This is a genomic window from Acinetobacter sp. Li1LvA2 (assembly GCF_056156705.1).
On sequence record NZ_JBSICF010000007.1, the window covers coordinates 1 to 24881 of the forward strand.

A 24881-nucleotide genomic window follows, 5' to 3' on the forward strand; every position below is an offset into this window, starting at 1 on the left:
CATACTCAATATATTTTTAAGTATTTTATAAAAAACAATAGAAAGAATGATTACTTAAACATATAAAATCTAAAATCCAGCTTGCATGATCAAAATATAACCAACAACCTTGTTTTATTCAGAAATATAAAAATTCTTATTTTCAAAATAAAAAAGCTAGGTACTCACCTAGCTTTAATATAAAAAACAACTATACTCGACTTAAATATAATCAACCTTTTGAGCTTTCAAAATATCGAGCTGCAACATCTTTTTCTTTTTATACTTATAGGCAATAAATAACCCAATAAACCATACTGGTGAAAACTCTAAAGCAATCAGCGTATCATGATCTAAAGCTAAAATAACGATAGTAAAAACTAAAAATAACATGGTCAGCCATGCCATAAATAAACCACCTGGCATTTTATATTGAGATTGAATATGTAATTCAGGGAATTTTTTACGATAAGAAATATAAGAAAGCACAATCAACATAAATGTAAAAATACATAAAATTGAAGTCAGTGCTGAAATAATCGTAAATGCGGTCATGACATTAGGCACAATAAATAAAATAGATGTTCCCGCTGTCACACATGCCATTGAAAATACTAAGCCTCTAATAGGAACTTTTCTTTTTGACAGTTTACTAAAGCTTTTAGGTGCATCGTTGTCTAAAGCCAAACCGTATAACATCCGGCTAGTCGCAAAGATTCCACTATTTGCAGATGATAAAGCCGAAGTCGCAACAACAAAATTGATTAAACCTGCTGCAATTGGTAATCCAACTAAAGTAAACATTTCTACAAACGGACTTTTTTCTGGTGAAACCTTAGCCCAAGATGTGACCGCAATAATACAAACCAATGCGCCTACGTAGAATAACAAAATGCGTAAAGGAATAGAGTTAATCGCTTTTGGAAGTGATTTATGCGGGTCTTTGGTTTCAGCAGCAGTTGTACCAACAAGCTCAATACCCACAAATGCAAATATGGCAATTTGGAAGCCTGCCAAGAAACCTGTTACACCATAAGGAAACATAGACTGTGTTTCGAACAAATGGCTCATTGAGGCCTTGACCCCATTTGGAGAAGTAAAACCAGTACTAATTAAATAAATACCAGCCAAAATAAACAGAATAATTGCAGTAATTTTGATGAGTGAGAACCAAAACTCAAGTTCACCGAACAATCGAACGGCCACAAAGTTGAGTATGGTTAAGACGGCCAATGAAGTAAATGCAGGAATCCAGACGGGTAAATCGGGATACCAAAACTGCATGTACCCTCCAATCACAATCACATCGGCAATCGCAGTAATAATCCAGTTACACCAGTAGGACCAACCAAGGAAAAACCCCGCCCATGGACCGAGATAAGCTGTTGCAAAATCGGCGAAGGTTTTAAAATTAGTGTTTGCAAGCAACAATTCACCCATTGCCCGCATCACGAAGAAAAAGAAGAAACCAATAATTAAATAGGTTAAAACAATTGAAGTACCCGAAACACTTAATGTTTTCCCGGAACCCATAAATAATCCAGTACCAATTGCACCACCGATTGCGATCATCTGAATATGACGATTTGTCAATGAGCGCTGCAATTTCTCTTCTTCTTGATCAGTCATATGTTGACTACCAAGAAGATCTCCTTCCAGGAACTGCTTTCCGTTATTCTTACTCATGTAATATTTACTCCAATTTATAGCAACCGTCGTAAATGCTTTAATAATAAATAAATTATATGATTATTAATTTAGTCCATTAAATCATTCTAAAAATATTATTAAACCACTTAAAACCTTATAAATTCCTTTTTAAAAGCTATTACCTATAACAATAAAAATTAATCATCAATCCTTTCCTTCATTATTATATTAGCCCGTTTTTCTCAATATAATTCCAATAAACATTTAAAATATATAGATTAATTAAATATTTTATTGATTTACTCTTCATATAGAAAAACAGGCTAATTAATCCCAGCTCAGCGAGCAAGATTGTATTTATCCATATACCCATCTTGCGCTAGCGATAATATAGTATTCCTTCTTAAATTTGGTGAAATGTATAGTAATTTCTGCTTAATTAACAGCCATTCGAAAATGTTCAGTCGCTTTGAGTTTATTGATCACTTCTGGACTCGAAACTTGTTTAACATGAATACTTAGCACCCGAGCTAAAGCGCCATTTTCAACATTCAATTGTTTTGCTTGTTCTTTCGTTAACTGCAATATGTTTTGGTGCGGTTTGCTATACACAAGAATCGAGCGATAATTTTCATAGTTATCATTGGCTACAATATAAGCTTCATCCTCTACAGCGATATTTTCAGGCTGTTTAATTTGGATCACTACAGACTGACTTTCTTTAATTGCCCGTAAATTTTCGATATCTGCTTGCAGCGTCGCACCACCATCAAAAATATCGACATAGCCTTTGTAGCGTAGTCCCTCTTCAAGCAAGAGGTTGTAGGCTGGTCGAGTATTTGGATGAACAATGCCAATTGCAGCTTTAGCATCGTCAGGTAACATATCGACATAGAGTGGATGTCTGGGCATCAGCTCAGCAATAAAAGCCTTCTGCCCTACACCACTTAAATAATCGGCCTTGGTAAATTCGATATTAAAAAACTTATGACCTACCGCATTCCAAAATGGTGACTGCCCATTGGCGTCAGAATATCCGCGCATTTCGGCAACAATCGTTTCTTCAAAATATTGACGGAATGCTGAGAGAAATGAGAAACGGACTTTAGATAAAAATTTGCCATTTTTATTTAAGCGATAGTCAGGATCTAAAAATAAAGTACAAAGCTCACTACAGTTGGTATGGTCATTACTCAAATACAAAGTCGGTAAAGCGTTATAAACACTTAACGGTTCTGACGCATGCACTTGTGTCCCAACATGGAAGTTATACCAAGGCTCTCTTAACCCCAGTGCCACTTCAATACCGCAAACGCCGACAACTTTGTTGAGTTCAGTATCTTCTAAAACAAATAAGTAAACCTGATCTGCCTTTGGGAGTTCGCCTGCGACTGTTTTACATGCCCGTTCAATCCGAGCAGCAAGCTTTTCCATATTTGGCTGCAAAGATGTCAAACCAAAACCCGCTTTTTGAGCCAAGAGATAAAGGTCATTAACATCTTTAGGTTCGATGTAACGAATAATCATCATGCTGCTTGTTCATCCTTTTGAATTTCTACAAAGCGAGCAAGCGCACGTTCAAAACGTTTTAGACCTTCATCAATATCAGCAAATGGAATAATTAAAGACGGTGTAAAACGGACAACATTTGGACCAGCAATCAAACTCAATAAACCTTCTTCGCCCGCAAGATTATTAATATCTTTTGCTTTACCAGCAAATTCGGCTTTTAAAGAACAGCCGATCAGTAAGCCTTCACCACGAATCATTTCAAAAATTTCATATTTTTCATTTAATTTATTTAAAGCGTTTTTATAGTAGTCATGACGCTCTTTAACACCCTCAAGTACTTCAGGCGTATTAATAAATTCAAATACTGCACCCGCAACCGCACTTGCTAGCGGGTTACCACCATAAGTCGTGCCATGTGTACCTACTGAAAAATGCGGAGCAAACTTATCGGTTGTTAACATTGCACCGACTGGAAAACCGCCGCCCAATGCTTTTGCAGTGGTTAACACATCTGGAATAACACCAGAGTTCATGTAGGCATAAAGTGCACCAGTACGGCCAACACCCGTTTGTACTTCATCAAAAATAAGTAAGGCACCAAACTCATCACACAGTGCACGTAAACCTTTTAAAAATTCGATGTCAGCTGGAATAACGCCGCCTTCACCTTGGATCGGTTCAACAATGACTGCACATGTTTGCTTATTGATCACCGCTTTTGCAGCGTCTAAATCATTAAAAGCAACGTGGTTAATACCATTTGGAAGTGGTGCAAAGTCTTGTGAATATTTAGGTTGACCACCCGCTGAAACGGTAAATAAGGTACGGCCGTGGAACGCATTGTTAAATGCCACGATGCCGCTTTTGCCAGCTACACCACTGTCTAAACCAACTTTACGAGCCAATTTTAATGCAGCTTCATTGGCTTCTGCACCTGAGTTACAGAAGAATACTTTATCTGCAAATGTACTTTCAGTGAGTTGTTTTGCAAGGCGTAGAACAGGTTCATTTGTATAACCATTACCTACATGCCAAAGTTTTGTTGCTTGTTCTGTTAAAGCATTTACTGCCACTGGATGCGCATGACCTAATGCGTTTACTGCAATCCCGCCTGCAAAATCAATATATTCTTTATTTTCTTGATCCCAAATACGTGAACCTTCGCCACGTACCGGAATGAAATTTGCCGGTGCAAAAACTGGAACCATCCACTCGTTAAAGTCACTACGTGAAACTGCAAAATTATTCATTTTATCTAGTCCATTAAATTGAATTATTAGGCTTAACTGATGACCCTATTATTCAAAATCAAATTGATTCACAAAATTTGTAATTCAGTCAAAAATGAATTATTTTTTACCAATCTGATAATTGACAATTACAATATGGATAACATTGATCAAATTATTTTAGGTTTACTTAAAGATAACGCACGGATGTCTGTTACCGAGTTAGCCGAAAAAGTTCACGTTTCGCGTGCAACGGTTAAAAAGAGAATCGAATATTTGGAGTCTTCGGGCATCATTACCGGATATACGGTACGGTTTAAACCCAATGCAGAACGCAACGTTATCCGTGCATGGATGAGCATTATGGTTGAAGGTACTAAAGCACAGTCTGTGATTAAAGAATTACGCCTCGAAAGTGCCGTGGAATGTCTGCATAAAACCAATGGCAAATGGGACATTCTGGTCGAGCTACGTTCTGACACCTTAGAAAACTTCGACAAAGTTTTAGAAAGAATTAGGAACATTTCAGGTATCTATAACAGTGAAACTAGCATTCTGCTTGCTAGTCATAAGACCTAATCATTCACTTTAATTTCAAATCATAAAAACGAAATTGATGAGCTAAGCATATGGTTTGGCTCATCAAGCTGCTTTTAATTAGAAAAATTCTGCTCTTATCTTTCCTCAAATCTACTGAACTACAAAGATAATCAACCTCACCTAAAAATCTTCACAATTTTTTAATTTTTTTTAATAATCAAATCAAAAACTTAAAATCTAATCTGATTTAAATTCCAACTTTTTTCACCCACTCCCCTTATCAAAGCATTTGACAGAAAATTTAAAACATAATACATATAGTATTATATGTTATATGTTAAAACCTAAGGACAAGGTATAAAAAATGGCTAAAACTCAACTACAACACTTTATTAACGGCGAATATGTTGCTAGCAAAGGATCTGATTACTTCGATTTGGTAAGCCCCGTGACTGGTGAAGTTTATGCACAATCACCGAATGCAACTGAGGCAGAAGTTGATGCAGCTTATGCTACTGCAAAAGAAGCATTTAAAATTTGGGGACGCAGTACACCTTCAACTCGTCAAAAAGCATTATTAAATTTGGCAGATGCAATTGAAGCAAATGCAGAGCGTTTAATTGAGGCGCAAAGTCGTAATACAGGTCAGTTAAAACACTTAATTGCATCTGAAGAAGTGGGCGCTTCAGCAGATCAGGTTCGTTTCTTTGCAGGCGCTGCCCGCTTACTCAATGGCACAGCTTCAGGTGAATATTTAGAAGGTTTAACCTCTTCTATTCGCCGTGAACCTGTTGGTGTGGTTGGCCAAGTTACACCTTGGAACTATCCACTCATGATGGCTGTCTGGAAAATTGCACCAGCTTTGGCTGCAGGTAACACAGTGGTACTTAAGCCAAGTGATACGACGCCTGAAAGTACGCTTTTATTGGCAGAAATTGCAGCGCCATTTTTCCCTAAAGGTACATTTAACGTGGTGTTAGGTCAGGCTCAGGTCGGTTCAAAAGTTGTATCACATAAAACCCCTGCTCTTGTTTCTATTACAGGTTCGGTTCGTGCCGGATTACAAGTTGCAGCTTCTGCCGCAGCAAATTTAGCGAAAGCGCATCTTGAGCTTGGTGGTAAAGCGCCTGTGGTCGTTTTTGAAGATGCTGATCTTGATAAAGCAGTTGAAATGATTGCTTTAACGGGCTATTTCAACGCAGGACAAGACTGTACTGCAGCAACACGTGTGATTGTGGCTGAATCTGTTCATGATGAATTTTTAGCTAAGCTCGTTGAAGCTGCAAAAAATACCCGTTTTGGTGAACCTGATGATCAAGACGCACTTTATGGTCCGCTTAACAATGCCAATCAATTAAAGAATGTTAAAGCTTTTATTGAAAACCTACCTGCTCATGCCAAAGTTGAAACAGGCGGAAAACAAGCAGACCGTCCAGGCTTCTATTTTGAACCAACCGTTATTAGTGGTTTAAAACAACACGATGAAGCTATTCAAAATGAAATTTTTGGACCAGTCATTACTGTTCAGAAATTTACAGATGAAAATGATGCGATTGAAAAAGCCAATGACGTTGAATATGGCCTAGCTTCAAGTGTTTGGACCACAGATCATGCCCGTGCAACTCGTCTGTCTCGTGAACTGGATTTCGGTACAGTTTGGATTAACACTCATATTCCTTTAACCGCAGAAATGCCACACGGTGGTTTCAAAAAATCAGGTTATGGTAAAGATTTATCTGGCTACGGTTTTGAAGAATATACCCGTATTAAACATGTGATGAGTTCAAACGAATAATAACAATGAGTTTTGAAAGGAGATCAAAATGAATAAACAAGAAATGAAAGACTTGGTGAGCAAAGCCCATCACGAGCTATTTAATTTACACGACACCACTGCTCTAGACCGTTATTTTTCTGAAGACTTTATAGAGCACTCACCGCTGGTTGCAAACGGACTTTCGGGCCTTCGCCAACTGGTAGAAGATTGCCCCGACATGCAACATGAAGCTGTGCGTGTATTGGCAGATGGTGACTTGGTCGCAATTCATGGCCGCTTTCAGGGCCTAGATGAAAACCCTTTAGTTGGTTTTGATATTTACCGAGTGAAAGACGGCAAAATTGTGGAACATTGGGATGGTCTTGTAGCAGAAGCTGCGCCAAATGTGAGTGGTAGAACCCAATTAGATGGTCCGACCGAAATCGTAACTCATCATGATTCGGAGAAAAATCGTGAGATTGTGACCTCTTTCTTTAAAAAGTCATTAATTGATGGCAATTACGAAGCATTTAAAGAATACACCCACAATGATCAGTTCATTCAACATAGCCCAGATATTGGCGATGGTGTTAAAGCCGTCATTGATTTTTTGAACAATATCCGTAATGAAGGACAAGGTTTGGTATACTCCAAAACTCATCGCTCCATTGCTGATGGCCAATTTGTATTGACACATTCCGAAGGAAATATTGCTGGAAATCGACATGCCTATTTTGAATTGTGGCGTGTAGATAACGGCAAAATTGTTGAACTTTGGGATGCAATACCAGCCGTGCCTGAAGATGAACAGGCAGTCCATCAATATGGCGTGTTTTAATCATTTATCCGTTTCATTAAGCTAAGTCACTGACTTAGCTTTTAGAGAATTCGCCATGTCAGCATATACGATAATTTTTGCACCTATCGCTCAGGCAACTCGATCGGAACAAGTTGTAGAACGCTTGGAAAATGCAATTATCTCTGGATTGCTCAAAAGCAATGAACAACTTCCTAACGAGGCGGATCTAGCTCGCTTAATGGGAGTGTCACCCATTACCGTTCGTGAAGCTTTAAATACTTTACGCGTAAAGGGTCTGATTGATACACGACGCGGGCGAAACGGCGGAAGCTTTGTTTGTGAGTTACCTTCCGATTTACTCTTAAACAAGCATCCTCTACGTCAAGCTTCCAATGAATATCTAGCTGATTTAGGCGAGTTTCATAGTGCAATTTTAAGCCATGGTGCATATTTGGCAGCACAAAGAACCACTGAATATGAACTAAACAAAATCAAAGAGCTGATTGAACAATTTGAACAGGCCGTTGAAGCAGACACGCGTGCCCAACTTGATTTACGTTGTTTGCTGACACTCACCTCTTTTGCTCAATCAGCTCGACTGGCAAATCAAGAGTTGACTATACAAGCCGAATGGGCACCGCTCATTGCTGTGCTTTACCAAGATGATCATTTTCATCAACTGGTTGTTGCGCAATACCACCAACTTTTATCATCTTTTGTTCAAGCCAATGAAGATGATGCTGTTATTCAAGCACGAAAGATTATTTCGATGCTAACGGATCAAATGCTTCGATATAAGTTATCTATCGAATAAAAATAATAAAACAGAGCACTTATCAAATATCGAGTGAGAAATATGGAATTTTAGGAGTTATAGGAATGACCCAACATTTAGATATAGAAGAGCTTCAAAATTTGTTAAAGACGGTGGTTGAGGAAACGACAGCCATTACAGAAAATCTGGCAACCAAAGCGAGCAAAATTCTCTCAAAACATGAACCTGAAAAAACAAAAGACATTAAGCTTTCAGGTTCAGAGCGTTCAGCTTTGCAAAAAGAAATTAAAAAGGCCTTACAGGAAAGCCATTACAGTCAAGGTATCGGCTTTGCAAGTTATAGCCCTGCAACCCAAGAAGAACAAGATTATTGGACACTTGAATGGTGGTATAAAAAAGAAGATCAGTTACAACAAGCCAAACTTGAAAACTATCAAAATGCTCAGCGCTTTTTAGATTTTCGCTCTTTTGAATGGTTCCATAAACCTGCTCAAAATAAAAGTCCGTGCATCCATGGGCCATACGTCGACTATATCTGCAATGGTGCATATACCATCACCCTTGCCCATCCAGTCATGATTCGTGATCAATTTATCGGTGTAATTGCCACCGACATTTTAGTTTCAGCGCTCGAAAAACTACTCATGCCGAAGCTTAAAAACATCAAACAAAAAGCAATCGTGATCAACGACTCTTCTCGAGTGATTACTTCAAATGACGTCAGCATCAGAACCGGCACATTATTCAAAGGCCAAAGCCCTGAGCAGGTTCTGTCACGACCGTGTCAATCTTTTCAACTGGTCGTGATCTAGAGCGAAGTCAAAGATATAAATATTTGACCTTGCTTTAGGGCATCACCAAGGCGAAATAGCCCCTAGCTTTTGTACAAACTTTCTTCAAACAGACTTGCTTATTCAGGTCTAGGGGAAGTTTTGGCTCAAAAATAGCATCGCTTTTCCGGATGAAAAGCAAAACAACGAAATTTGAGGTTGAAATGACATGGAAAATAAAACGTCTTCCTTAAAAAAACTGTCTCTTTGGCAAGTCACAATTATCGGTATTGCCTACATGACTCCCATGACGGTGTTTGATACTTTCGGTATTGTCTCGGGAATTACCAATGGACACGTACCACTCGCATATTTACTCGCACTTGGTGCAATGCTACTCACCGCTTGGAGCTATGCAAGATTCAGCAAAAATTCAGAAAAATCAGGCTCGGCATATAGCTATACAGCTGAAAGTTTAGGGCCTAAAAGTGGCTTTTTTGTCGGTTGGTGTTCCCTACTCGACTATCTGTTATTACCCCTCATTAATGTTTTGCTGGCTGCAATTTATCTCACAGCCCTTATTCCAAGTTTGCCTTATTGGTTTTGGGTGTTTGTATCGGCAGGCCTAGTCACTTTAGTGAATTGTTTCCGCATTCGGTTACTCGCTAATTTAAGTCTCGTGTTTGTATTTGCACCTATCACACTCATGGTCATTTTTGTTTATTTAGTGATTCAGGGTATTGGCTCGACTCAAGGTTATGAGCATGTGCTTACATTAGCCCCACTCTGGCATGAGCACCAATCTATACTACCGCTCGTTGCGGGTGCCTCAGTTTTGTGCTTTTCATTTTTGGGCTTTGATGCGGTTACCACGCTTTCAAATGAAACCAAACAACCCACTAAAAATATTCCCCGAGCAGTCATGTTAACAACTCTCGCTGGCGGACTTATTTTCTTCACCGCTGCTTGGTTTATTCAGCTTTATTTTCCAAATAATCTACGCTTCCAGCACCCTACTGAAGCACTGCCTGAAATTGTGCTTTACGTCGGCGGTGCATTCTTCCAATCCGTATTCTTATGCGGACAAATTATGAACACTGTCGCCTCTGGTCTTGCCTCGCATGCCAGTGCTTCGCGTTTACTGTATATAATGGGCACCGATAATATTTTTCCTAAAAAGTATTTTGGGACAATTCACATCTCCTTAGGTACACCATTTTTTTCGGTTTTATTTGTTGGTCTTATTTCAATGTCCGCGGTTTTTCTAGATTTAGCACAAGTCGTAAGCCTGATCAGCTTTGGTGCGCTAGTCGCTTTTACAGCCGTAAATTTCTCAGTTTTTATGAAGTTTTATATTAAAGATAAACAGCGCTCTGGGTTTAAAAATAAATTTCTAAACCTCTTTTTACCGCTTTTATCCGTCATCAGCATTATTTGCCTGTGGCTTAACCTTGATTCATCTTCACTCACTTTCGGATGTTTCTGGTTATCGTTAGGCATTCTTTTATTTATCTATAAAACGATTAAAAAACAAAGTATTGCGATTAGTAATGCTTATTAATTTTTAAGGAACTTCGTCATGAAAATTATTTCTAAACCTCAACTTTTAAAAGACGTGCAATATAAACCAAGTAAATCTCTACAAGTGGGCAAAGAGTGGAGCTGGTTAAATCCAAAACATGCAAAATTTGACACAAAAAATGTAGAAGGTGCAGCCGTAGATAATCCAGCGAACTACTATGAAAGCTCACTTTCTGATTGGCATACATTTGACAGTTTACAAGCTGATATTGAATGCGATGTGGTGGTTATTGGCGGTGGTTTATTGGGTTCATCTACGGCCTTACATTTAGCTGAACAAGGTGTAGATACCATTTTATTAGAAAAAAACCGTGTAGGTAGCGCAGCTTCTGGCAGAAATGGCGGACAACTCACCCCTGGTTTGGCACGCTGGGAAGCTCAAGAAATGGTCGATCGATTAGGTTATGAAGATGCAAAAAAACTGTGGCATTTTACCTCTACAGAAGCGATGCAACTTATTGATGACATCTCGGAAAAATACCAGCTTAACTTTGACCGAAAATACGGTCATATTACTGCCGCCGTTCACGAAGGACATTTAGTGGGTCTGACCCAAGGCGCCGATGCACGAAAATATTTAGGTGAAGACCATACCCGCATTGTGGGTAAACACGAACTCATGGACTATATTAAGTCTGATTATTATACGGGCGGTTTAATTGATGAGTTGGGTGGACAAATTCATCCTTTAGCTTTAAACCGTGGCTTAATTTATGGCTTTTCCCAAAATGGCGGTTCTGTTTATGAGCAAACAGAAGTCATTTCGATAGAAGAAAAGGCAGATGGTATTTATGTTCAAACTGCAAATGCAGTCGTGAAAGCTAAAAAGTCTGTAGTTTTGGCAGTTCATCATGCTTCGTTTAAACTTTTATCAGAGCAAAACAATACCACTATTCCGTTTTACACCTATGTCGCGACCACTGCTCCGCTAGAGCTTGATACAAAAGAGCTTCTGCCATTTGGGCATCCGGTCTATGACACTCAGTTCCAGATTGATTACTACCGCCCCGTGTTTAACAACCGCTTACTGTTTGGTGGTCAAGGCACTGGAACGTGTTGGGGTCCAGAGAAAACCTTAAATTATCTAGAGCACCGAATTCATACGGTATTCCCCCAAATTAAAAATCTAGAAATGGATTTTGTCTGGAGTGGAACGACTGATTTAACGGTAAATGGTGCAGTTGATAGCCGTAAGTTTGGTAATAAATTCTCGATTTATGCTGTTCATGGCTGGAGCGGTCATGGTGTAGCGCAGACTGTTCGTATTGGTAAAGCCATCGCAAGTGATTTTGTTGGGCAATCTAACGATTTTGAAATGTTATCTAAAATTGACCACCAAAATATTATGTTTGGTCGTACCCTTGCACCCGTTGTTATTCCGCTCGCAAAAAGCATGTATGGCATCGGTGCAATGTTAAACCCTGGCAAAATGGTTTCTTTCTAATCTTAAAAAGATCTCTTTTTCAAAAAAAGGATTCGTATAGCTTTGTACGGATCCTTTTTTATTTACCTGAGTAAAATCCTTTTCAAACTAGGTTATCCCTAGCCAATCTATTACAATAGCACCAGCTTTTTAATTCAGCGCATATATTTTGAGCAACTCATCTTCCCAATTAAAACGTGGACTTAAAAATCGTCACATCCAGTTAATCGCTATGGGTGGTGCTGTCGGGACAGGTTTATTTTTAGGCTCTGCACAAGTCATCCAGTCCGCTGGTCCTTCTATTATTTTAGGTTATGCCATTGTCGGTTTGGTTGCATTTTTAATTATGCGCCAAATGGGTGAAATGATCGTAGAAGAACCGGTTGTTGGCTCTTTTAGTTACTTTGCACAAAAATATTGGGGAAGATTCCCCGGTTTTTTATCGGGCTGGAACTATTGGGTGGTCTATATTCTCGTTGCAATGACCGAGCTGACAGCGGTCGCTAAATATGTGCATTACTGGTGGCCCCATATTCCTGCTTGGATATCAGCCTTATTTTTCTTTGTTCTAGTCACATGTTTAAACTTGGGCAATGTTAAATTTTATGGTGAATCTGAATTTTGGTTAGCCATTATTAAAGTCGCTGCGGTCATTTCGATGATTGTGTTTGGTCTATATTTATTGGTTACTGCGGGTAGTGACTCTATCGCTAGCTTCTCAAACCTATGGCAGCATGGTGGATTTTTCCCGCACGGGTTCTCGGGCCTATTTTATATGCTCGCCTTTTTAATGTTCGCCTTTGGCGGCATTGAACTGATTGGGATGACCGCTGCTGAAGCTGAAAATCCAGAAAAAAGCATTCCTCAAGCCATTAACCAAGTCATCTTTCGAATCTTGATTTTTTATGTGGCTTCGCTTGCTATCATCATGTCGCTTATTCCGTGGAATCAGCTTGACCTTGGTGGTTTAGATAAAAGTCCATTTGTCATGATTTTTAGCCAGCTTGGCATTGGCTGGGCGGCACATTTGCTTAACTTTATTATTTTGACGGCTGCACTGTCGGTTTATAACAGCGGTATGTATGCCAACAGCCGTATGTTATATGGGCTTGCAGTACAGGGCCATGCTCCAAAAGTTTTTGCACAAGTGAGCAAACAAGGTGTTCCTAAAGCTGCTGTTATCTTCTCTTCTATTCTGATTTTTGGTTGTGTATTACTGAACTATTTCGTACCAGAAGAAGCTTTAAGCTATCTCATGTACATGGCCGTAGCCGCTTTGGTTTTAAACTGGGCAATTATTAGCTTTACCCATTTGAAGTTTAAACGTGCGATGAAACTTGAAGGTAAAGCTGTCAAATTTCCTGCGCTATTTTCGCCTTTGAGTAACTATATTGTTTTAATTTTCATTGGCATGATTTTATATATTATGTGGACTCAAGGATTTGAAAAATCGGTGATTTTACTTCCGATCTGGATCACTTTCATGTTTGGGCTATATAAATTTTTAAGTTGGAAAAAAGCACTCTAATATTCAAGGAAGGCTTATTCAAACAGGATAAGCCTTTTATCATTGAACAGCTCGTCACCCTAAGTAACTTCAGAAAATCTACTCAAAAAACCATTCACATTCTATTCATCATTATGAATTGTTCTCTGCTAGACACATTGATATGTGACCCTTAGTCATTCTAAACATTGGTATTTAATGGGATAATTATTAAAGTACAAGTGTTTACATGATCTATAAATATTTGCGCTCATGTTCAGCTAAAATCGAAGCTGACAAGTTTATGGTTGCAATCACCGATCAGGCAAAGCGCTTAGTTATAAGTATTGTTTTACCCACTCTCTGATTCAGCCCAATCAACTGCGTCACTCAATGATGAAAGACAGGAAATTTTATGGAAAAAGCTCTGCAATGTCCTAAGTGTGGTTCTACAGAAATTGAAGCACGTGACCATGACAAATTACTTAGAACAACTGGCGGTGTTTTACTGACAGCTGCTGGTACAACGGCAGGCACTGTAGGTGGTGCTGCAACTGGAGCTTCTGTTGGTGCGGCGATTGGTACAATTGCTGGCCCTTTAGGTGTGATTGTTGGTGGAACTGTAGGGACTTTTGTTGGTGCCATTAGTGCAGGCATTACTGGCGGTGTCGTTGGTAATATTTTTGGTAAAAAAGCAGGCGTAATGATCGATAAAAATATTTTTCAAGACTATCGGTGCTTGAAATGTAAATATCGCTTTAAGCAAAAGAAGTAATGTTTATTTAAATTAAGCTCAGGTTTAATTTATTTTCAAAGTAAGGAAAGTAAGCAATTATTAGTATCTTTCCTTACCTATGTTTTCCTCTCATTTATCCTAAAGTAATAAAAAAATAATCTAATAATTTTTCTCTTTGATCTGGCTTTTTTGGGTCTAAAAGCTGAACCATTGCCCCATCAATCACAAACAAAAACATGTGCGCATCTTGTTTTGAAGCCTTTGCGTTGGTTGTTAAAAGCAAATTATAAATTTCATTAATAAACCATTTTCTATAATCAACGACCACCTGATACGCCTTTGGATGCGTTTTCGCAATTTCAAAAATAGCTTTAAAAGGCAAATGATAAAGTCCGTCTAAATCGGCATGTAAAAAGTAAAGCTTACGCAGTTTTTCAACTAGGGTTAATTCTTTTTGATCATGAATGATTGAAAGCACTTCTTGTTTTAGTCCATCTTTTTGAAAGGCTAAACTCATTTGAATTAGCCTTTCTTTTGAATGAAAGTAATTATAAAAAGTCGCTTTTGGGATTTTCGCCGACTCAATAATCCGGTCGACCCCGACATTGTGAAAGCCGTAGTTGTTAAACAGATATCGGGAAGTGTGAAGCACACTTAAAGCACGAGATGGGAGATCTGAATGTGGCATAGTTTTACCGTTATAAAATAAATTCTTGTTGTGTATAAATGAGATAAAAATGCCTTTACTCTTTTTTAAGCAAATAAAAGGCATAGCAAAGCCCATAAAGACTGTGCTTGGCACATCTCAAGTTTTATTGTTGATTAAGTTTTTAGTTAAGACGATTTAAAGCCTGAAAAGCCAAATGACTTTCAAACTGCTTTAAAAATTTAAGTTGTGTCGTTATAGCTTTTGGCAAAGGCTGCCAAGAAATAATGAATGTGCAAAGCCAACTCCTTTTTATTGGGAGTTCTGCCAAAACATTAAAATTATGGTGGCAGAACGAAAGGGGGTTAGCAGACTGGCCGAAAAAACCCAGCACACCCGAAGGTGTCCCCCTCCCGTTCCGCCGCAGAGGGGGCACGAGGGTTCGTCACTAAAAGATTGCTCTTTTAATGCTTTTCGGAACGGTCTGCTAAAACCGACTGGCAATGTGGCCAGCAGGCAAAGGATAGTGCTCTACCCTATTGCAGTCAAGCACACTAAATGACATTTGCTTTAAAATAGATCATTAAAAAGTAAGGATAAATAATTAAAATTTATTATTAATTTGGGGTTTATAAAGTTACAGAAGTCAAAAACAAATTAGCGAATTATAGGTTTTTTGATTTGGGTTTGTGCCCGTATTTCGTATAAGGGGTATTAGGTTAAATGAATAAAATTTATAATATTAATAATAATCTCTAAGGCTAAAAAATTTAATGCTAACGAACACTCATCAAGACTATATAAATAAGGTAAGTAAAATACTTGAAGCTTTGGAGGAAAAAGGAGAAATAATGATTCTTTCACAATCTTCCGAAATAATATCGAAACTGATAATCCACTCAATTGCAGAAGAAACACTAGAAAAGAGACTAGAAAGTGATTTTATTATTGAATGTGACATTCCTTATTTACTTGAAACTATCTCATCTCAGTTGAGCTCAATATTTAAAGAAAATAAAGAAAACGCAGATGGAATTGTGAATCAATTTTATCATAATTTATTAGATAGATTGACTAGGCAGCAAGTTGCAGAGCTTTTACACCATGAAGGAGCCTTTGAAATAGCCTTACGATCATACTATTCCATAAAATTGGGGAATGAAGATTATTTAGATTTAAACTATCTTGATTGGCGAAAACAATATTATTCTCAACTAAAATAATAAGAGGCTTTATATAAAATAAAAGGTGTTTTTCTCCCGTTCCACCGTAGAGGGCCACAAGTGGTATTGTTGTTTGCTTTTCATTCTATTCCTTTCAATTTATAAAAAATATATAATGTTCTCAATAGCTTTCTAATTATCTATTACATTCAATCAAGATCATTTAGTTTCAATAAAGAGAATAAAATGCAAGAACAAGCTTTACCCTCATCTCCTCAAGATTTGAATGAGGATCAAAATATTACGTCTCCACCAATTTCTCAATCAGGAATTTATCATTTTAAGTTTCATGGTAAAGCCTCAGAATATTTTGGAATCTGGATCGTTAATATTCTTTTAACTATTATTACTTTAAGCTTATATGCACCTTGGGCTAAAGTTCGTCGCTTACGCTATTTCTATGGCAATACAGAATTTTTTGAACGCCGCTTTGATTTTACAGGGATTCCAACCAAGATTTTGATTGGACGCTTAATTGCATTAGGAATTTACGCAGTATTCGCAATTTCATCACAGTATTCAATAGTTGCAACTGTGGTTGGACTAGTTGCACTATATACAGCAATACCTTGGCTAATTCGCGCTACTTTGCGTTTTACTGCAAGAAATAGTAAGTTCGGCAACACACGTTTTTATTTTGGTGGAACGATAAAAGAATCTTATAAAGTCTTTCTTTTAAGTATATTGGTATATATTTTCACATTAGGAATCTTTACGCCTGTCGCTATTTGGCTATATAAAAAATATTATCTAAACAACTTATATGCTGGACAATTAAATTTTAAATTAAACGCGAAATGGTCTGAATATATGGCTGCAGTTTATATACCAGTTTTTATTGCAATTGGTATAATTGCTATTTTATCAATCATTTACTTTGCTCTTGTAGGAACAATTGCTGGGTTCTCACCGAACGCTCTAGTCTTCGGAATATTTATAGTATATGCATTTATTGGATTATTTATTTACCCATTAATTGCTGCACGTATTTTTATTACGACATGGAACAATACTACAGTTGGAAACAGTCAATTTAAAACAGACTGTAATCAATGGCGTTTTGCATGGATTGTAGCTTCAAACTGGATTGTAAAAATCTTAACCATAGGTTTAATGTCTGCTTGGGCTGCAGTTCGTATTCACAAATATCAGATTGAATCGATGAGTTTAATTTTATTAGATGATCCAGATCAAATGATGAATCTCGCTCAGCAAGAACAAAGTGCTTTAGCTGAAGAAATCAGTGATATTTTTGATATTGACATCTCTCTATAATAATCTGAGTTTAATAATTTATGTCCCAAGCAGTAGATATCATTTTCTATGATGGCATAGTGTCTAAACCTCACCGTGCTCAGATTTCAGCTCAATCTAAATCTGAAGTTCTGATTCGGTATGGTGAGCAATTAGAACAACAACGCCATTATCAATATACTGATATGAAATTGATTGGTGCGCTGGGACAGTTACACCCAGTGATTGAATTATCTGATGATGCACGGATTGAATTTCATAGTGCATTACCTGAATGGTTTAATTACACAACTAAAAAGGTTCAACATTCGATCTGGAAACTTGAACGCTCTCCGAGTCTTATTCTTTTTAGTGTAATTTTTGTGATTACTTTTACGATCAGTCTAGTGAAATGGGGTGTTCCAGCCACATCCCATTATCTTGCTTTTCAATTACCCGAGAATACTTTAAAGAAACTAGGTGATGAAGCCGAGAATTATGTATTAAATAATTGGACTGCACCCAGCCAATTAGCACAAACTCAAAAAGACCAAATTACTAAGCAATATTTGAATACTATTGCTGAAAACAGACCAGCCAAATTAGTCTTCCGTAAAGGCGATCATTTAGGAGCAAATGCTGTAGCGTTACCCAATAATACGATTATCATCACAGATGAACTGATCAAAATGGCACATACTAATCAGGAAATCTTAGGCGTATTAGCCCATGAACAAGGCCATCTGGTTTATCGCCATAGTTTGCAACAAGGGTTAACTAGTTTAGGCCTGAGTATATTATACATTGCAATGACAGGAGATAATTCAGACTTATTTACGTCCTTACCTGCCGCTATGATAGGTGCAAATTACTCACGTAAATTTGAGTCAGAAGCCGATCTATATGCTTTACAGCTGATGGATAGGAAGCATATAGAAGTTTCGCACTTCGCAAATTTCTTACAACGTCTAAGCGATACAACAGAAGAAGGTATCGATAAAAAAAATCAGTCCAACCCACCAACTTCTCAAGAAGAATCTTCAGCTAATAAACTATCTACAGCTGTGCTTGATACTTTATCCTCTCATCCAGCAACTGAAGAGCGTATTCGAATGGTTCATGATTTTGAGAAAAAACAACATGCTAAAGATTAAATAGTAGAAATGAAGATTCATTCCCACGACACGATGAAATATAAAGTTAAGCTGAAATCTCAATCTGCTTAACTCAATCCAAATTTCCATATGAGCTGCTAAGTACTCAAACTTTTTTTAAAAGCACTCAAAATAATTTATAGGCCCACAGAGTCTATCTAGAAAATTTATGGTCTTTAGGAAGTGGAGCATCACATGGTTGATCCGTCTTTACATTGACCATTTTCACAGGCCCATCGTTGTAGATTGTTACCTTACAGCCTTTTACGACATATTCCTGTTGAATCCCACCGTACATTTCATCCTCAGAAACAGCAGATGCAACATCACATGCCTCGTCAACACGGCACATATCCTCTTGCCCACCTACCGCTTCTGCTCCAGCAGCTTCCATTACATCTACAGCACTCTCCTGTACTTCAGCATCTACAGTCTGTATTTTTGCTGCATATGTATTTGAAAGATTCATCATAAGAAAAATTGCAAGAAAGAACTTACTACTAGGTTTTATTAAATTCATGAATTATCCATATCTCTTAATTTAAATTTGGTACATATCAGGCGATTTTACTTTGCAAGTTAGTGATGTAAAAGGGCTAGTATTATAAGAAGCTATTCTACTCATAATTATACCTATAGCAGCAATAGTTGACCCGAAAGAATTCTTCAAACAATGACAAGATATTGACGATTATGAGGGTGCAATTAAGTACAAAATATAAAATTAAGCTGAAATCTAATTGTGCCCAACTCAATCAAAATTTTTATATAGGTTTCTAAGTATTAAAACATTCACATAAAAAAGCCTCTGCTTTTAACAGAGGCTTTTCGAATTTGGTGAAGCAGTCAAATACTAATTCAAACTAAGTATTGATGAGATTGCTTTGTGCAATTCATTGTCCGCCGATTCAATTTTGTTGCTTTGCCAAGCAATATAGCCGTCTGGTCTGATCATTATGCAAGCATTTTCATCATTACCCCAAGAGCGAGACAGTTCTCCATAAGAGTCTTCAACGTCTCTTTTTGGACCTACCTGTATAACGTTAATATCCAAGTTGAGCTGGTTATTAAGTTTGTCTACAGCCCACTTCCATTTGTCACCTTGTAGCCAACAGAACAGCGTAAACTTTCCATTTCCGATTAAGTCTAAGCTTGATATTTTTTTATGATTTTTGACTAGCCATGTATGAGGAAGTTTATGGCCAGGGGTAAATGAAGGATAATAATGAAGATCTTCATCTCTACTAGAATCTATTTTATTTTCAATAGCAGACTCTGCTCCAACAATTGCAGATGAATGATACCTTACATTAGTTTCTACGCCTAAGGCAGCAAATTCATAAGCTTTATATTCAATTGCAGATCTTAAATCACGGCGTTTAACAGCACCTTTTTCATTACCTTCGCTTAACGCATTTATGCTTCCTTGCATCGTCTCTGTACTGTACTTTCCATCTAACTCTAAAGCAGAAAAAATTGTAGAGAACTCTCTAACACTTTGATTTGCTCGCTTAACAATTCGCTCACCAACAGGTGCTCTTTCTTCATTAAAACTGTCTAATAAACCACTACCCGCTTTGCCATTTAATACAAATGCTAATTTCCAGCATAAGTTATAAGCGTCTTGTATAGATGAGTTTGAACCTAGTCCATTCGAAGGTGGATGGCGATGGACAGCATCGCCAATACAGAAAACTCGACCTTTTGAATAATGCTCTGCATACATTTCATTTACTGTCCATAACGACTTACTACTTATGTTTATTTCAATGTCGTTATCACCAATAAGCTGCTTGCAAATTGCAATCGCCTCATCATCGGTAAGAGATGGTTCTTCTTTTTCAATGTCATACCCCCAAACAATCTGCCATTCATTCCAAGGTCTGACCATACGCAACAACCCTAGGCCAATCCCACCAATGTTTGCTCCAGGTTGTATAATCCACCACAGGTATCCCGGTCGATGTGAAACGTATTTTGTTAAATCGGCTTTAAAAATAATACTGATACTGCCATTTTTCCCCATTTTACCTGCCATAGGTAAATCTAAATCTTTTACGACTTGGCTACTTGCACCATCAGCTCCGATTAAATACTTACAGCGGATTAAGTATGTTTGTTGAGTTAATTTATCTAAAACAGTGACTGTTACGCCGTTCTCATCTTGTACGTGAGATAAATATTCCGTATCAAATCTAGGATGGCTCCCTCGTGATGCTGCATTTGAAAGTAAAATAGGTTCAAATAGGTGTTGAGGAAGATCACACTGTTCACAGGGACTCGCTTTAGCATATTCTGACATTCTTTCTGGATGATTCATTCCATAAGGAAAGCGTCCAATTTCATCCCCCGTTAAAGATGTGCAATAAACAACATCTCCCATGACTTCTTTTGGTGCTGCTTTTGCGATTACTTCATCAGATATCCCCAAGTCTCGAATAACTTCCATTGTTCTTTGACTGATATAATGAGCACGCGGACTGTTCGCCAGCCATCTATATTTAGTTATTATGATATTTCTGATTCCATAACTACTTAACATAAGTGCAGCAGAAGAACCAGCAGGACCACTTCCAACAATTAAAACATCAGTTTCTAACATTTTTATCCTATTACTAACATATTTTTGACAGCTAAATCGCTATTGCATATATTTAAAGCAAATAACTATTTTGGATATAATATTGCTTCTAAAAATCAAGTTCAGTTATTAATAAAGTATTCACAACATTAAGCGTAAAACAAAATTTCGCCCTAATTCTTAAATATAAATTATTCCTATACCCCCTATTTACAAAATAATCATAAATACAATCTTTATCCAATAACAGCTATTTATAAATTTTGATAATTCTTTAAACTCTAAAATTATTCGTAAATTTTTAAAGCTCCTAAACTACTTTCTATAGTATCAAGATCTAATAAGGTGTCAGTAATATTTTTTATATTAAATATATCTCAATTATATTTATTAAATAAATTTTGATCATACCATTTTTCAAATTCAAAACGAGTTTCAGGAAAATTCTTGATCATACCCTCACATTTCTTAAACATTTTTTCTACTTCACTTTTAAAATCAATATTTAATCCCCCAAGATCTTCTAGTTCGGTCCCTTTATGAATTATATTAATTAAGTCGATAGAGCAATTATTTTCTTTCAAAAGTCTAAGCATATATGGTGTATACAAAAAATATTCAGCTTCATTTATATCTATATAATTATTTTTTAAAGAGTACAAAACACCTAGATTAATTAGTAAAATTAACTTTCCAAATCAGTTTTTCCAGATCTACTCATTTTTCTCTGCAACTATTCTTATATTAATCGAAAAATCTTATTAAACTAGCTTTAGTAATAATCGATATGTTCATTTTATATCTAAGTGACTATATTAAATTTTTCTATTTAAAGCCACTTTAAATCCTACAGAATAAGTATAGTAACCTTCAACCTCCAGACTAAATGCTGACGCAACTCAATCAATTTATGCCATAGAAATAAAAAAAGCCCCTGCTTTTAACAGGGGCTTTTCGAATTTGGCGGAAGCGGTGAGATTCGAACTCACGGAGGACTCACACCCTCGTCGGTTTTCAAGACCGGTGCATTAAACCACTCTGCCACGCTTCCATGTGCGTAAGAATACAAAGCTTATTCATTTTATTCAAGAAAAATATCATCGCTTTGTGTTCAAGTGCATATTGTTTCATCAATTTTACAATCGAGCAGCTAATTCTGCTCCTTCTTTGATCGCACGCTTCGCATCTAGCTCTGCTGCGAGCTTTGCTCCACCAATAATATGGTAGTTCGCTATAGTCGACTCACCTTCTTTTGGCATTAAGTCTTTTACCGACTCTTGACCTGCACACACTACAACCGTGTCTACACGTAAAAGCTGGTCTTGACCATTGTGCTCAATCCAAAGCCCTTCATCAGTGACTGCTTTATATTGCACACCACGTAGCATACGCACGCCATGCTTTTTAAGCTGTGCGCGGTGTACCCAACCTGACGTCTTGCCAAGGCCAATACCGAGTGGTGTTGTTTTACGTTGTAGTAAATAAATTTCACGGATTGCTGGTTCAACCACTGGTGGCTGCATACCACCTTCAGAAACATAGTTCGGATCTGGGTCTACCCCCCATTCACGTTGCCACTCGGCTAAAGGTTGAGGCTGTGGTTGATGTGGAGGTTTAAGTAAAAACTCAGATACATCAAAACCAATACCGCCAGCACCAATCACTGCTACTTTTTGCCCAACTTCTGCACCTTTTAAAACTTGAGCATAAGAAAGAACTTGTGGTGCCGTGCTTCCTTCAATTTTTAGTGCACGAGGGATTACACCTGTTGCAACAATCACTTCATCAAAACCTTCGCGTTCAAGCTGCTCACGGTTCACGCGAGTATTTAAACGTACATCCACCCCAGTTTTTTCGAGTTGGACTTTGAAGTAGCGAATCGTTTCGTGAAACTCTTCTTTACCCGGTACAACTTTGGCAAAGTTAAACTGACCGCCCACATCTGAAGTTGCCTCAAACAAAGTAACCGCATGACCGCGGCTTGCCGCAACAGTTGCTGCTGACATTCCTGCTACGCCACCGCCTACTACCGCAATACGTTTAGGCTGCTTGGTTTTTAAATAAACCAGTTCAGTTTCATGACCTGCACGCGGGTTCACTAAACACGACACACGCTGATTTTTAAAAGCGTGGTCTAAACATGCTTGGTTACAAGCAATACAGGTATTAATTTCATCAACACGGTTAGTTGCAGTCTTGTTTACCCAAAAAGCATCAGCCAATAATGGACGAGCCATTTGAACCATATCTGCTTTCCCTGCTGCCAAAATCTCTTCAGCAGTTTCAGGCATGTTAATACGGTTTGACGCAATAATCGGAATAGAAATATGCTGTTTTACGTGGGCTGTGTAATCGACAAAAGCGGCTCGAGGCACCGACGTTACAATCGTCGGAACACGAGCTTCATGCCAGCCAATGCCGGTATTTAATAAAGTCACACCCGCTTTTTCTAAAGCTTTGGCTACAGTCACCACTTCTTGCATGGTGTTACCATCATGCACAAGGTCGAGTAAAGACAAGCGGAAACAAATAATAAATTTCTCACCAACTTTGGCACGAATCGCTTTTACAACTTCGACTGGAAAACGCATACGGTTTTCAATATCGCCGCCCCAACGGTCTGTACGCTGGTTCACATGGCTACTTAAAAACTGGTTAATTAAATAACCTTCCGAACCCATAATTTCGACACCGTCATAGCCCGCTTTTTTGGCAATGTCAGCACAATGTGCATAGTCATCAATCGTACTTAAAATATTTTTTTCAGAAAGCTGACGGGGTTTAAATGGTGAAATTGGCGATTTGATCGGACTAGAAGATACTGCAAATGGTTGATAACCATAACGGCCGGCATGCAAAATTTGCATTAAAATTTTTGAACCATGTTTATGCACAGCATGTGTAACCAGACGGTGCTGCGGAATATCTGTTAAACCATTCATGGTTCCACCCATTGGCAGGAGCCATCCTTGACGGTTCGGAGAAATACCCCCCGTCACAATCAGGCCAACCCCACCTTTAGCACGCTCTTCAAAATAAGCTGCTAGTTTTGGGTAATTGTAAAAACGGTCTTCAAGCCCCGTATGCATAGATCCCATCACCACACGGTTTTTAATGGTGGTAAAGCCTAAATGTAATGGTTTTAATAAATTGGCGTAACTTGTCATGCTGCGTCCCAATAGTTTTTGCAACTTGTTGCATAGTACTTTAATACTTTTTTTATGTTTTAGGATGACCATGTAAAGAAATTTATCGGGGCTTATGGTCAATCCATTAAAGCCACTCTTATTACTTTTATTTAATGACGCTAAAGAAATCTAGCTCTTTCTCCCATTTATATAATAAAAACAGCATAATCACGCCAAGAATGGTTCCAATAGGAAATGCAAAAAGTAAAAATACCGTTAAGAAAAGTGAAATATATCTAGAATTTTTTGTGCCATCTAAAACTCTTTTAGCAGCATATAGATGAAGCCCAATCACAACCATTTTTCCAATAACTCCACCGAGTAAATAAGTAGAGCTTGAGCCACTGATTGCCATATAATGATAAATCATATAAATCACGTCGAGTACAGTGATTATAGCCACGACATAGTGTGCACGCGATAAGCCAAAATTTTTCTTCATATTTACCCTATTTTCTTTTTAAGTCATTAAAAGTCTTTTCTTATTTGGAATAACAATACTTCATTCCCCCTTCTCATTCTATAAATAGCCTTAGATTTTTTATCAAATCAAAACTTCAAGCCAGAAGGAATGAATTAATGCTTTTTTTGCCAAAAAAAGCACCATGAATAGTGCTACA

Annotated in this window: 20 protein-coding genes, 1 tRNA gene and 1 pseudogene; 12 read left to right on the plus strand and 10 right to left on the minus strand. The window is 37.7% G+C overall.

The features are described 5' to 3' along the window. Positions 1–201 precede the first annotated feature (201 nt). The 3 genes from ACS604_RS13860 to ACS604_RS13870 form a co-directional block, all read right to left on the minus strand. Positions 202–1665: an amino acid permease gene (locus ACS604_RS13860; RefSeq protein WP_474771995.1), complete on the minus strand. Its 1464-nt coding sequence runs from the start codon at positions 1663–1665 to the stop codon at positions 202–204. Positions 1666–2064: 399 nt separating this feature from the next. Next, positions 2065–3159: an arginine N-succinyltransferase gene (astA, locus tag ACS604_RS13865; protein WP_474771996.1), complete on the minus strand. Its 1095-nt coding sequence runs from the start codon at positions 3157–3159 to the stop codon at positions 2065–2067. After that, entirely contained in the window at positions 3156–4391 is a 1236-nt protein-coding gene (locus ACS604_RS13870) for a bifunctional succinylornithine transaminase/acetylornithine transaminase (RefSeq protein WP_474771997.1), read from the minus strand. Before ACS604_RS13870 ends, astA begins: the two co-directional genes overlap by 4 nt. A gap of 135 nt (positions 4392–4526) precedes the next feature. Between ACS604_RS13870 and ACS604_RS13875 the strand changes: the two genes are divergently transcribed. From ACS604_RS13875 to ACS604_RS13915, 9 genes are all read left to right on the plus strand, one after another. Then, positions 4527–4949 carry an Lrp/AsnC family transcriptional regulator gene (locus ACS604_RS13875; RefSeq protein ID WP_002120489.1) on the plus strand — a complete coding sequence of 141 codons (423 nt, stop codon included), beginning with the start codon at positions 4527–4529 and terminating at the stop codon, positions 4947–4949. 325 nt (positions 4950–5274) lie between these two features. Then, positions 5275–6705 carry a gamma-aminobutyraldehyde dehydrogenase gene (locus ACS604_RS13880; RefSeq protein WP_474771998.1) on the plus strand — a complete coding sequence of 477 codons (1431 nt, stop codon included), beginning with the start codon at positions 5275–5277 and terminating at the stop codon, positions 6703–6705. Between the two features lie 28 nt (positions 6706–6733). Continuing rightward, entirely contained in the window at positions 6734–7504 is a 771-nt protein-coding gene (locus tag ACS604_RS13885; protein WP_322905496.1) for a nuclear transport factor 2 family protein, read from the plus strand. 55 nt (positions 7505–7559) lie between these two features. Further along, entirely contained in the window at positions 7560–8279 is a 720-nt protein-coding gene (locus tag ACS604_RS13890) for a FadR/GntR family transcriptional regulator (RefSeq protein WP_151302692.1), read from the plus strand. A 65-nt stretch (positions 8280–8344) separates the two neighbouring features. Then, entirely contained in the window at positions 8345–9052 is a 708-nt protein-coding gene (locus ACS604_RS13895) for a cache domain-containing protein (protein ID WP_151987288.1), read from the plus strand. Between the two features lie 187 nt (positions 9053–9239). Then, positions 9240–10571: an APC family permease gene (locus ACS604_RS13900; protein ID WP_474772000.1), complete on the plus strand. Its 1332-nt coding sequence runs from the start codon at positions 9240–9242 to the stop codon at positions 10569–10571. An 18-nt stretch (positions 10572–10589) separates the two neighbouring features. Continuing rightward, positions 10590–12035 carry an NAD(P)/FAD-dependent oxidoreductase gene (locus tag ACS604_RS13905; protein ID WP_474772001.1) on the plus strand — a complete coding sequence of 482 codons (1446 nt, stop codon included), beginning with the start codon at positions 10590–10592 and terminating at the stop codon, positions 12033–12035. 148 nt (positions 12036–12183) lie between these two features. Continuing rightward, positions 12184–13542 (plus strand): amino acid permease, encoded by a 1359-nt coding sequence (locus ACS604_RS13910; protein ID WP_474772002.1) that lies wholly within the window; start codon positions 12184–12186, stop codon positions 13540–13542. Between the two features lie 373 nt (positions 13543–13915). Then, positions 13916–14275, plus strand: coding sequence for a C1 domain-containing protein (locus ACS604_RS13915; RefSeq protein WP_005303542.1), 360 nt, complete (start codon positions 13916–13918; stop codon positions 14273–14275). A gap of 94 nt (positions 14276–14369) precedes the next feature. Here ACS604_RS13915 and ACS604_RS13920 read toward each other — a convergent pair whose 3' ends face one another. After that, positions 14370–14924 (minus strand): TetR/AcrR family transcriptional regulator, encoded by a 555-nt coding sequence (locus ACS604_RS13920; RefSeq protein ID WP_474772121.1) that lies wholly within the window; start codon positions 14922–14924, stop codon positions 14370–14372. Positions 14925–15655: 731 nt separating this feature from the next. Here ACS604_RS13920 and ACS604_RS13925 point away from each other — a divergent pair. The 3 genes from ACS604_RS13925 to ACS604_RS13935 all read left to right on the plus strand — a co-directional run bounded on the left by ACS604_RS13925 (position 15656) and on the right by ACS604_RS13935 (position 18492). Then, entirely contained in the window at positions 15656–16105 is a 450-nt protein-coding gene (locus ACS604_RS13925) for a hypothetical protein (protein ID WP_474772003.1), read from the plus strand. Between the two features lie 186 nt (positions 16106–16291). Beyond that, on the plus strand, positions 16292–17380 hold the full coding sequence (locus ACS604_RS13930; protein ID WP_474772005.1) for a YjgN family protein: 1089 nt from the start codon (positions 16292–16294) through the stop codon (positions 17378–17380). 20 nt (positions 17381–17400) lie between these two features. Next, positions 17401–18492: a M48 family metallopeptidase gene (locus ACS604_RS13935; RefSeq protein WP_238612008.1), complete on the plus strand. Its 1092-nt coding sequence runs from the start codon at positions 17401–17403 to the stop codon at positions 18490–18492. Between the two features lie 154 nt (positions 18493–18646). Here ACS604_RS13935 and ACS604_RS13940 read toward each other — a convergent pair whose 3' ends face one another. From ACS604_RS13940 to ACS604_RS13965, 6 genes and pseudogenes are all read right to left on the minus strand, one after another. Next, complete coding sequence (locus tag ACS604_RS13940) at positions 18647–18964, minus strand: hypothetical protein (RefSeq protein WP_009387722.1); 318 nt, start codon at positions 18962–18964, stop codon at positions 18647–18649. A gap of 381 nt (positions 18965–19345) precedes the next feature. Beyond that, on the minus strand, positions 19346–21094 hold the full coding sequence (locus ACS604_RS13945; RefSeq protein ID WP_474772007.1) for an FAD-dependent oxidoreductase: 1749 nt from the start codon (positions 21092–21094) through the stop codon (positions 19346–19348). A 356-nt stretch (positions 21095–21450) separates the two neighbouring features. After that, positions 21451–21794 (minus strand): annotated as a pseudogene (locus ACS604_RS13950) (DUF3969 family protein). A 240-nt stretch (positions 21795–22034) separates the two neighbouring features. Continuing rightward, positions 22035–22124 (minus strand) — tRNA-Ser (locus ACS604_RS13955). Positions 22125–22209: 85 nt separating this feature from the next. Then, positions 22210–24240, minus strand: a complete 2031-nt coding sequence (locus ACS604_RS13960; protein ID WP_174741611.1) for an NADPH-dependent 2,4-dienoyl-CoA reductase — start codon at positions 24238–24240, stop codon at positions 22210–22212. A 127-nt stretch (positions 24241–24367) separates the two neighbouring features. Further along, positions 24368–24703 (minus strand): hypothetical protein, encoded by a 336-nt coding sequence (locus ACS604_RS13965; protein ID WP_004793878.1) that lies wholly within the window; start codon positions 24701–24703, stop codon positions 24368–24370. Positions 24704–24881 lie beyond the last annotated feature (178 nt).

Excerpts from the sequence above, each read along its gene's own strand:
- ACS604_RS13860 (WP_474771995.1), bottom strand. The coding sequence starts at position 1,665 with ATGAGTAAGAATAACGGAAAGCAGTTCCTGGAAGGAGATCTTCTTGGT.
- astA (WP_474771996.1), bottom strand. The coding sequence starts at position 3,159 with ATGATGATTATTCGTTACATCGAACCTAAAGATGTTAATGACCTTTAT.
- ACS604_RS13870 (WP_474771997.1), bottom strand. The coding sequence starts at position 4,391 with ATGAATAATTTTGCAGTTTCACGTAGTGACTTTAACGAGTGGATGGTT.
- ACS604_RS13875 (WP_002120489.1), top strand. The coding sequence starts at position 4,527 with ATGGATAACATTGATCAAATTATTTTAGGTTTACTTAAAGATAACGCA.
- ACS604_RS13880 (WP_474771998.1), top strand. The coding sequence starts at position 5,275 with ATGGCTAAAACTCAACTACAACACTTTATTAACGGCGAATATGTTGCT.
- ACS604_RS13885 (WP_322905496.1), top strand. The coding sequence starts at position 6,734 with ATGAATAAACAAGAAATGAAAGACTTGGTGAGCAAAGCCCATCACGAG.
- ACS604_RS13890 (WP_151302692.1), top strand. The coding sequence starts at position 7,560 with ATGTCAGCATATACGATAATTTTTGCACCTATCGCTCAGGCAACTCGA.
- ACS604_RS13895 (WP_151987288.1), top strand. The coding sequence starts at position 8,345 with ATGACCCAACATTTAGATATAGAAGAGCTTCAAAATTTGTTAAAGACG.
- ACS604_RS13900 (WP_474772000.1), top strand. The coding sequence starts at position 9,240 with ATGGAAAATAAAACGTCTTCCTTAAAAAAACTGTCTCTTTGGCAAGTC.
- ACS604_RS13905 (WP_474772001.1), top strand. The coding sequence starts at position 10,590 with ATGAAAATTATTTCTAAACCTCAACTTTTAAAAGACGTGCAATATAAA.
- ACS604_RS13915 (WP_005303542.1), top strand. The coding sequence starts at position 13,916 with ATGGAAAAAGCTCTGCAATGTCCTAAGTGTGGTTCTACAGAAATTGAA.
- ACS604_RS13920 (WP_474772121.1), bottom strand. The coding sequence starts at position 14,924 with ATGCCACATTCAGATCTCCCATCTCGTGCTTTAAGTGTGCTTCACACT.
- ACS604_RS13925 (WP_474772003.1), top strand. The coding sequence starts at position 15,656 with ATGCTAACGAACACTCATCAAGACTATATAAATAAGGTAAGTAAAATA.
- ACS604_RS13930 (WP_474772005.1), top strand. The coding sequence starts at position 16,292 with ATGCAAGAACAAGCTTTACCCTCATCTCCTCAAGATTTGAATGAGGAT.
- ACS604_RS13935 (WP_238612008.1), top strand. The coding sequence starts at position 17,401 with ATGTCCCAAGCAGTAGATATCATTTTCTATGATGGCATAGTGTCTAAA.
- ACS604_RS13940 (WP_009387722.1), bottom strand. The coding sequence starts at position 18,964 with ATGATGAATCTTTCAAATACATATGCAGCAAAAATACAGACTGTAGAT.
- ACS604_RS13945 (WP_474772007.1), bottom strand. The coding sequence starts at position 21,094 with ATGTTAGAAACTGATGTTTTAATTGTTGGAAGTGGTCCTGCTGGTTCT.
- ACS604_RS13960 (WP_174741611.1), bottom strand. The coding sequence starts at position 24,240 with ATGACAAGTTACGCCAATTTATTAAAACCATTACATTTAGGCTTTACC.
- ACS604_RS13965 (WP_004793878.1), bottom strand. The coding sequence starts at position 24,703 with ATGAAGAAAAATTTTGGCTTATCGCGTGCACACTATGTCGTGGCTATA.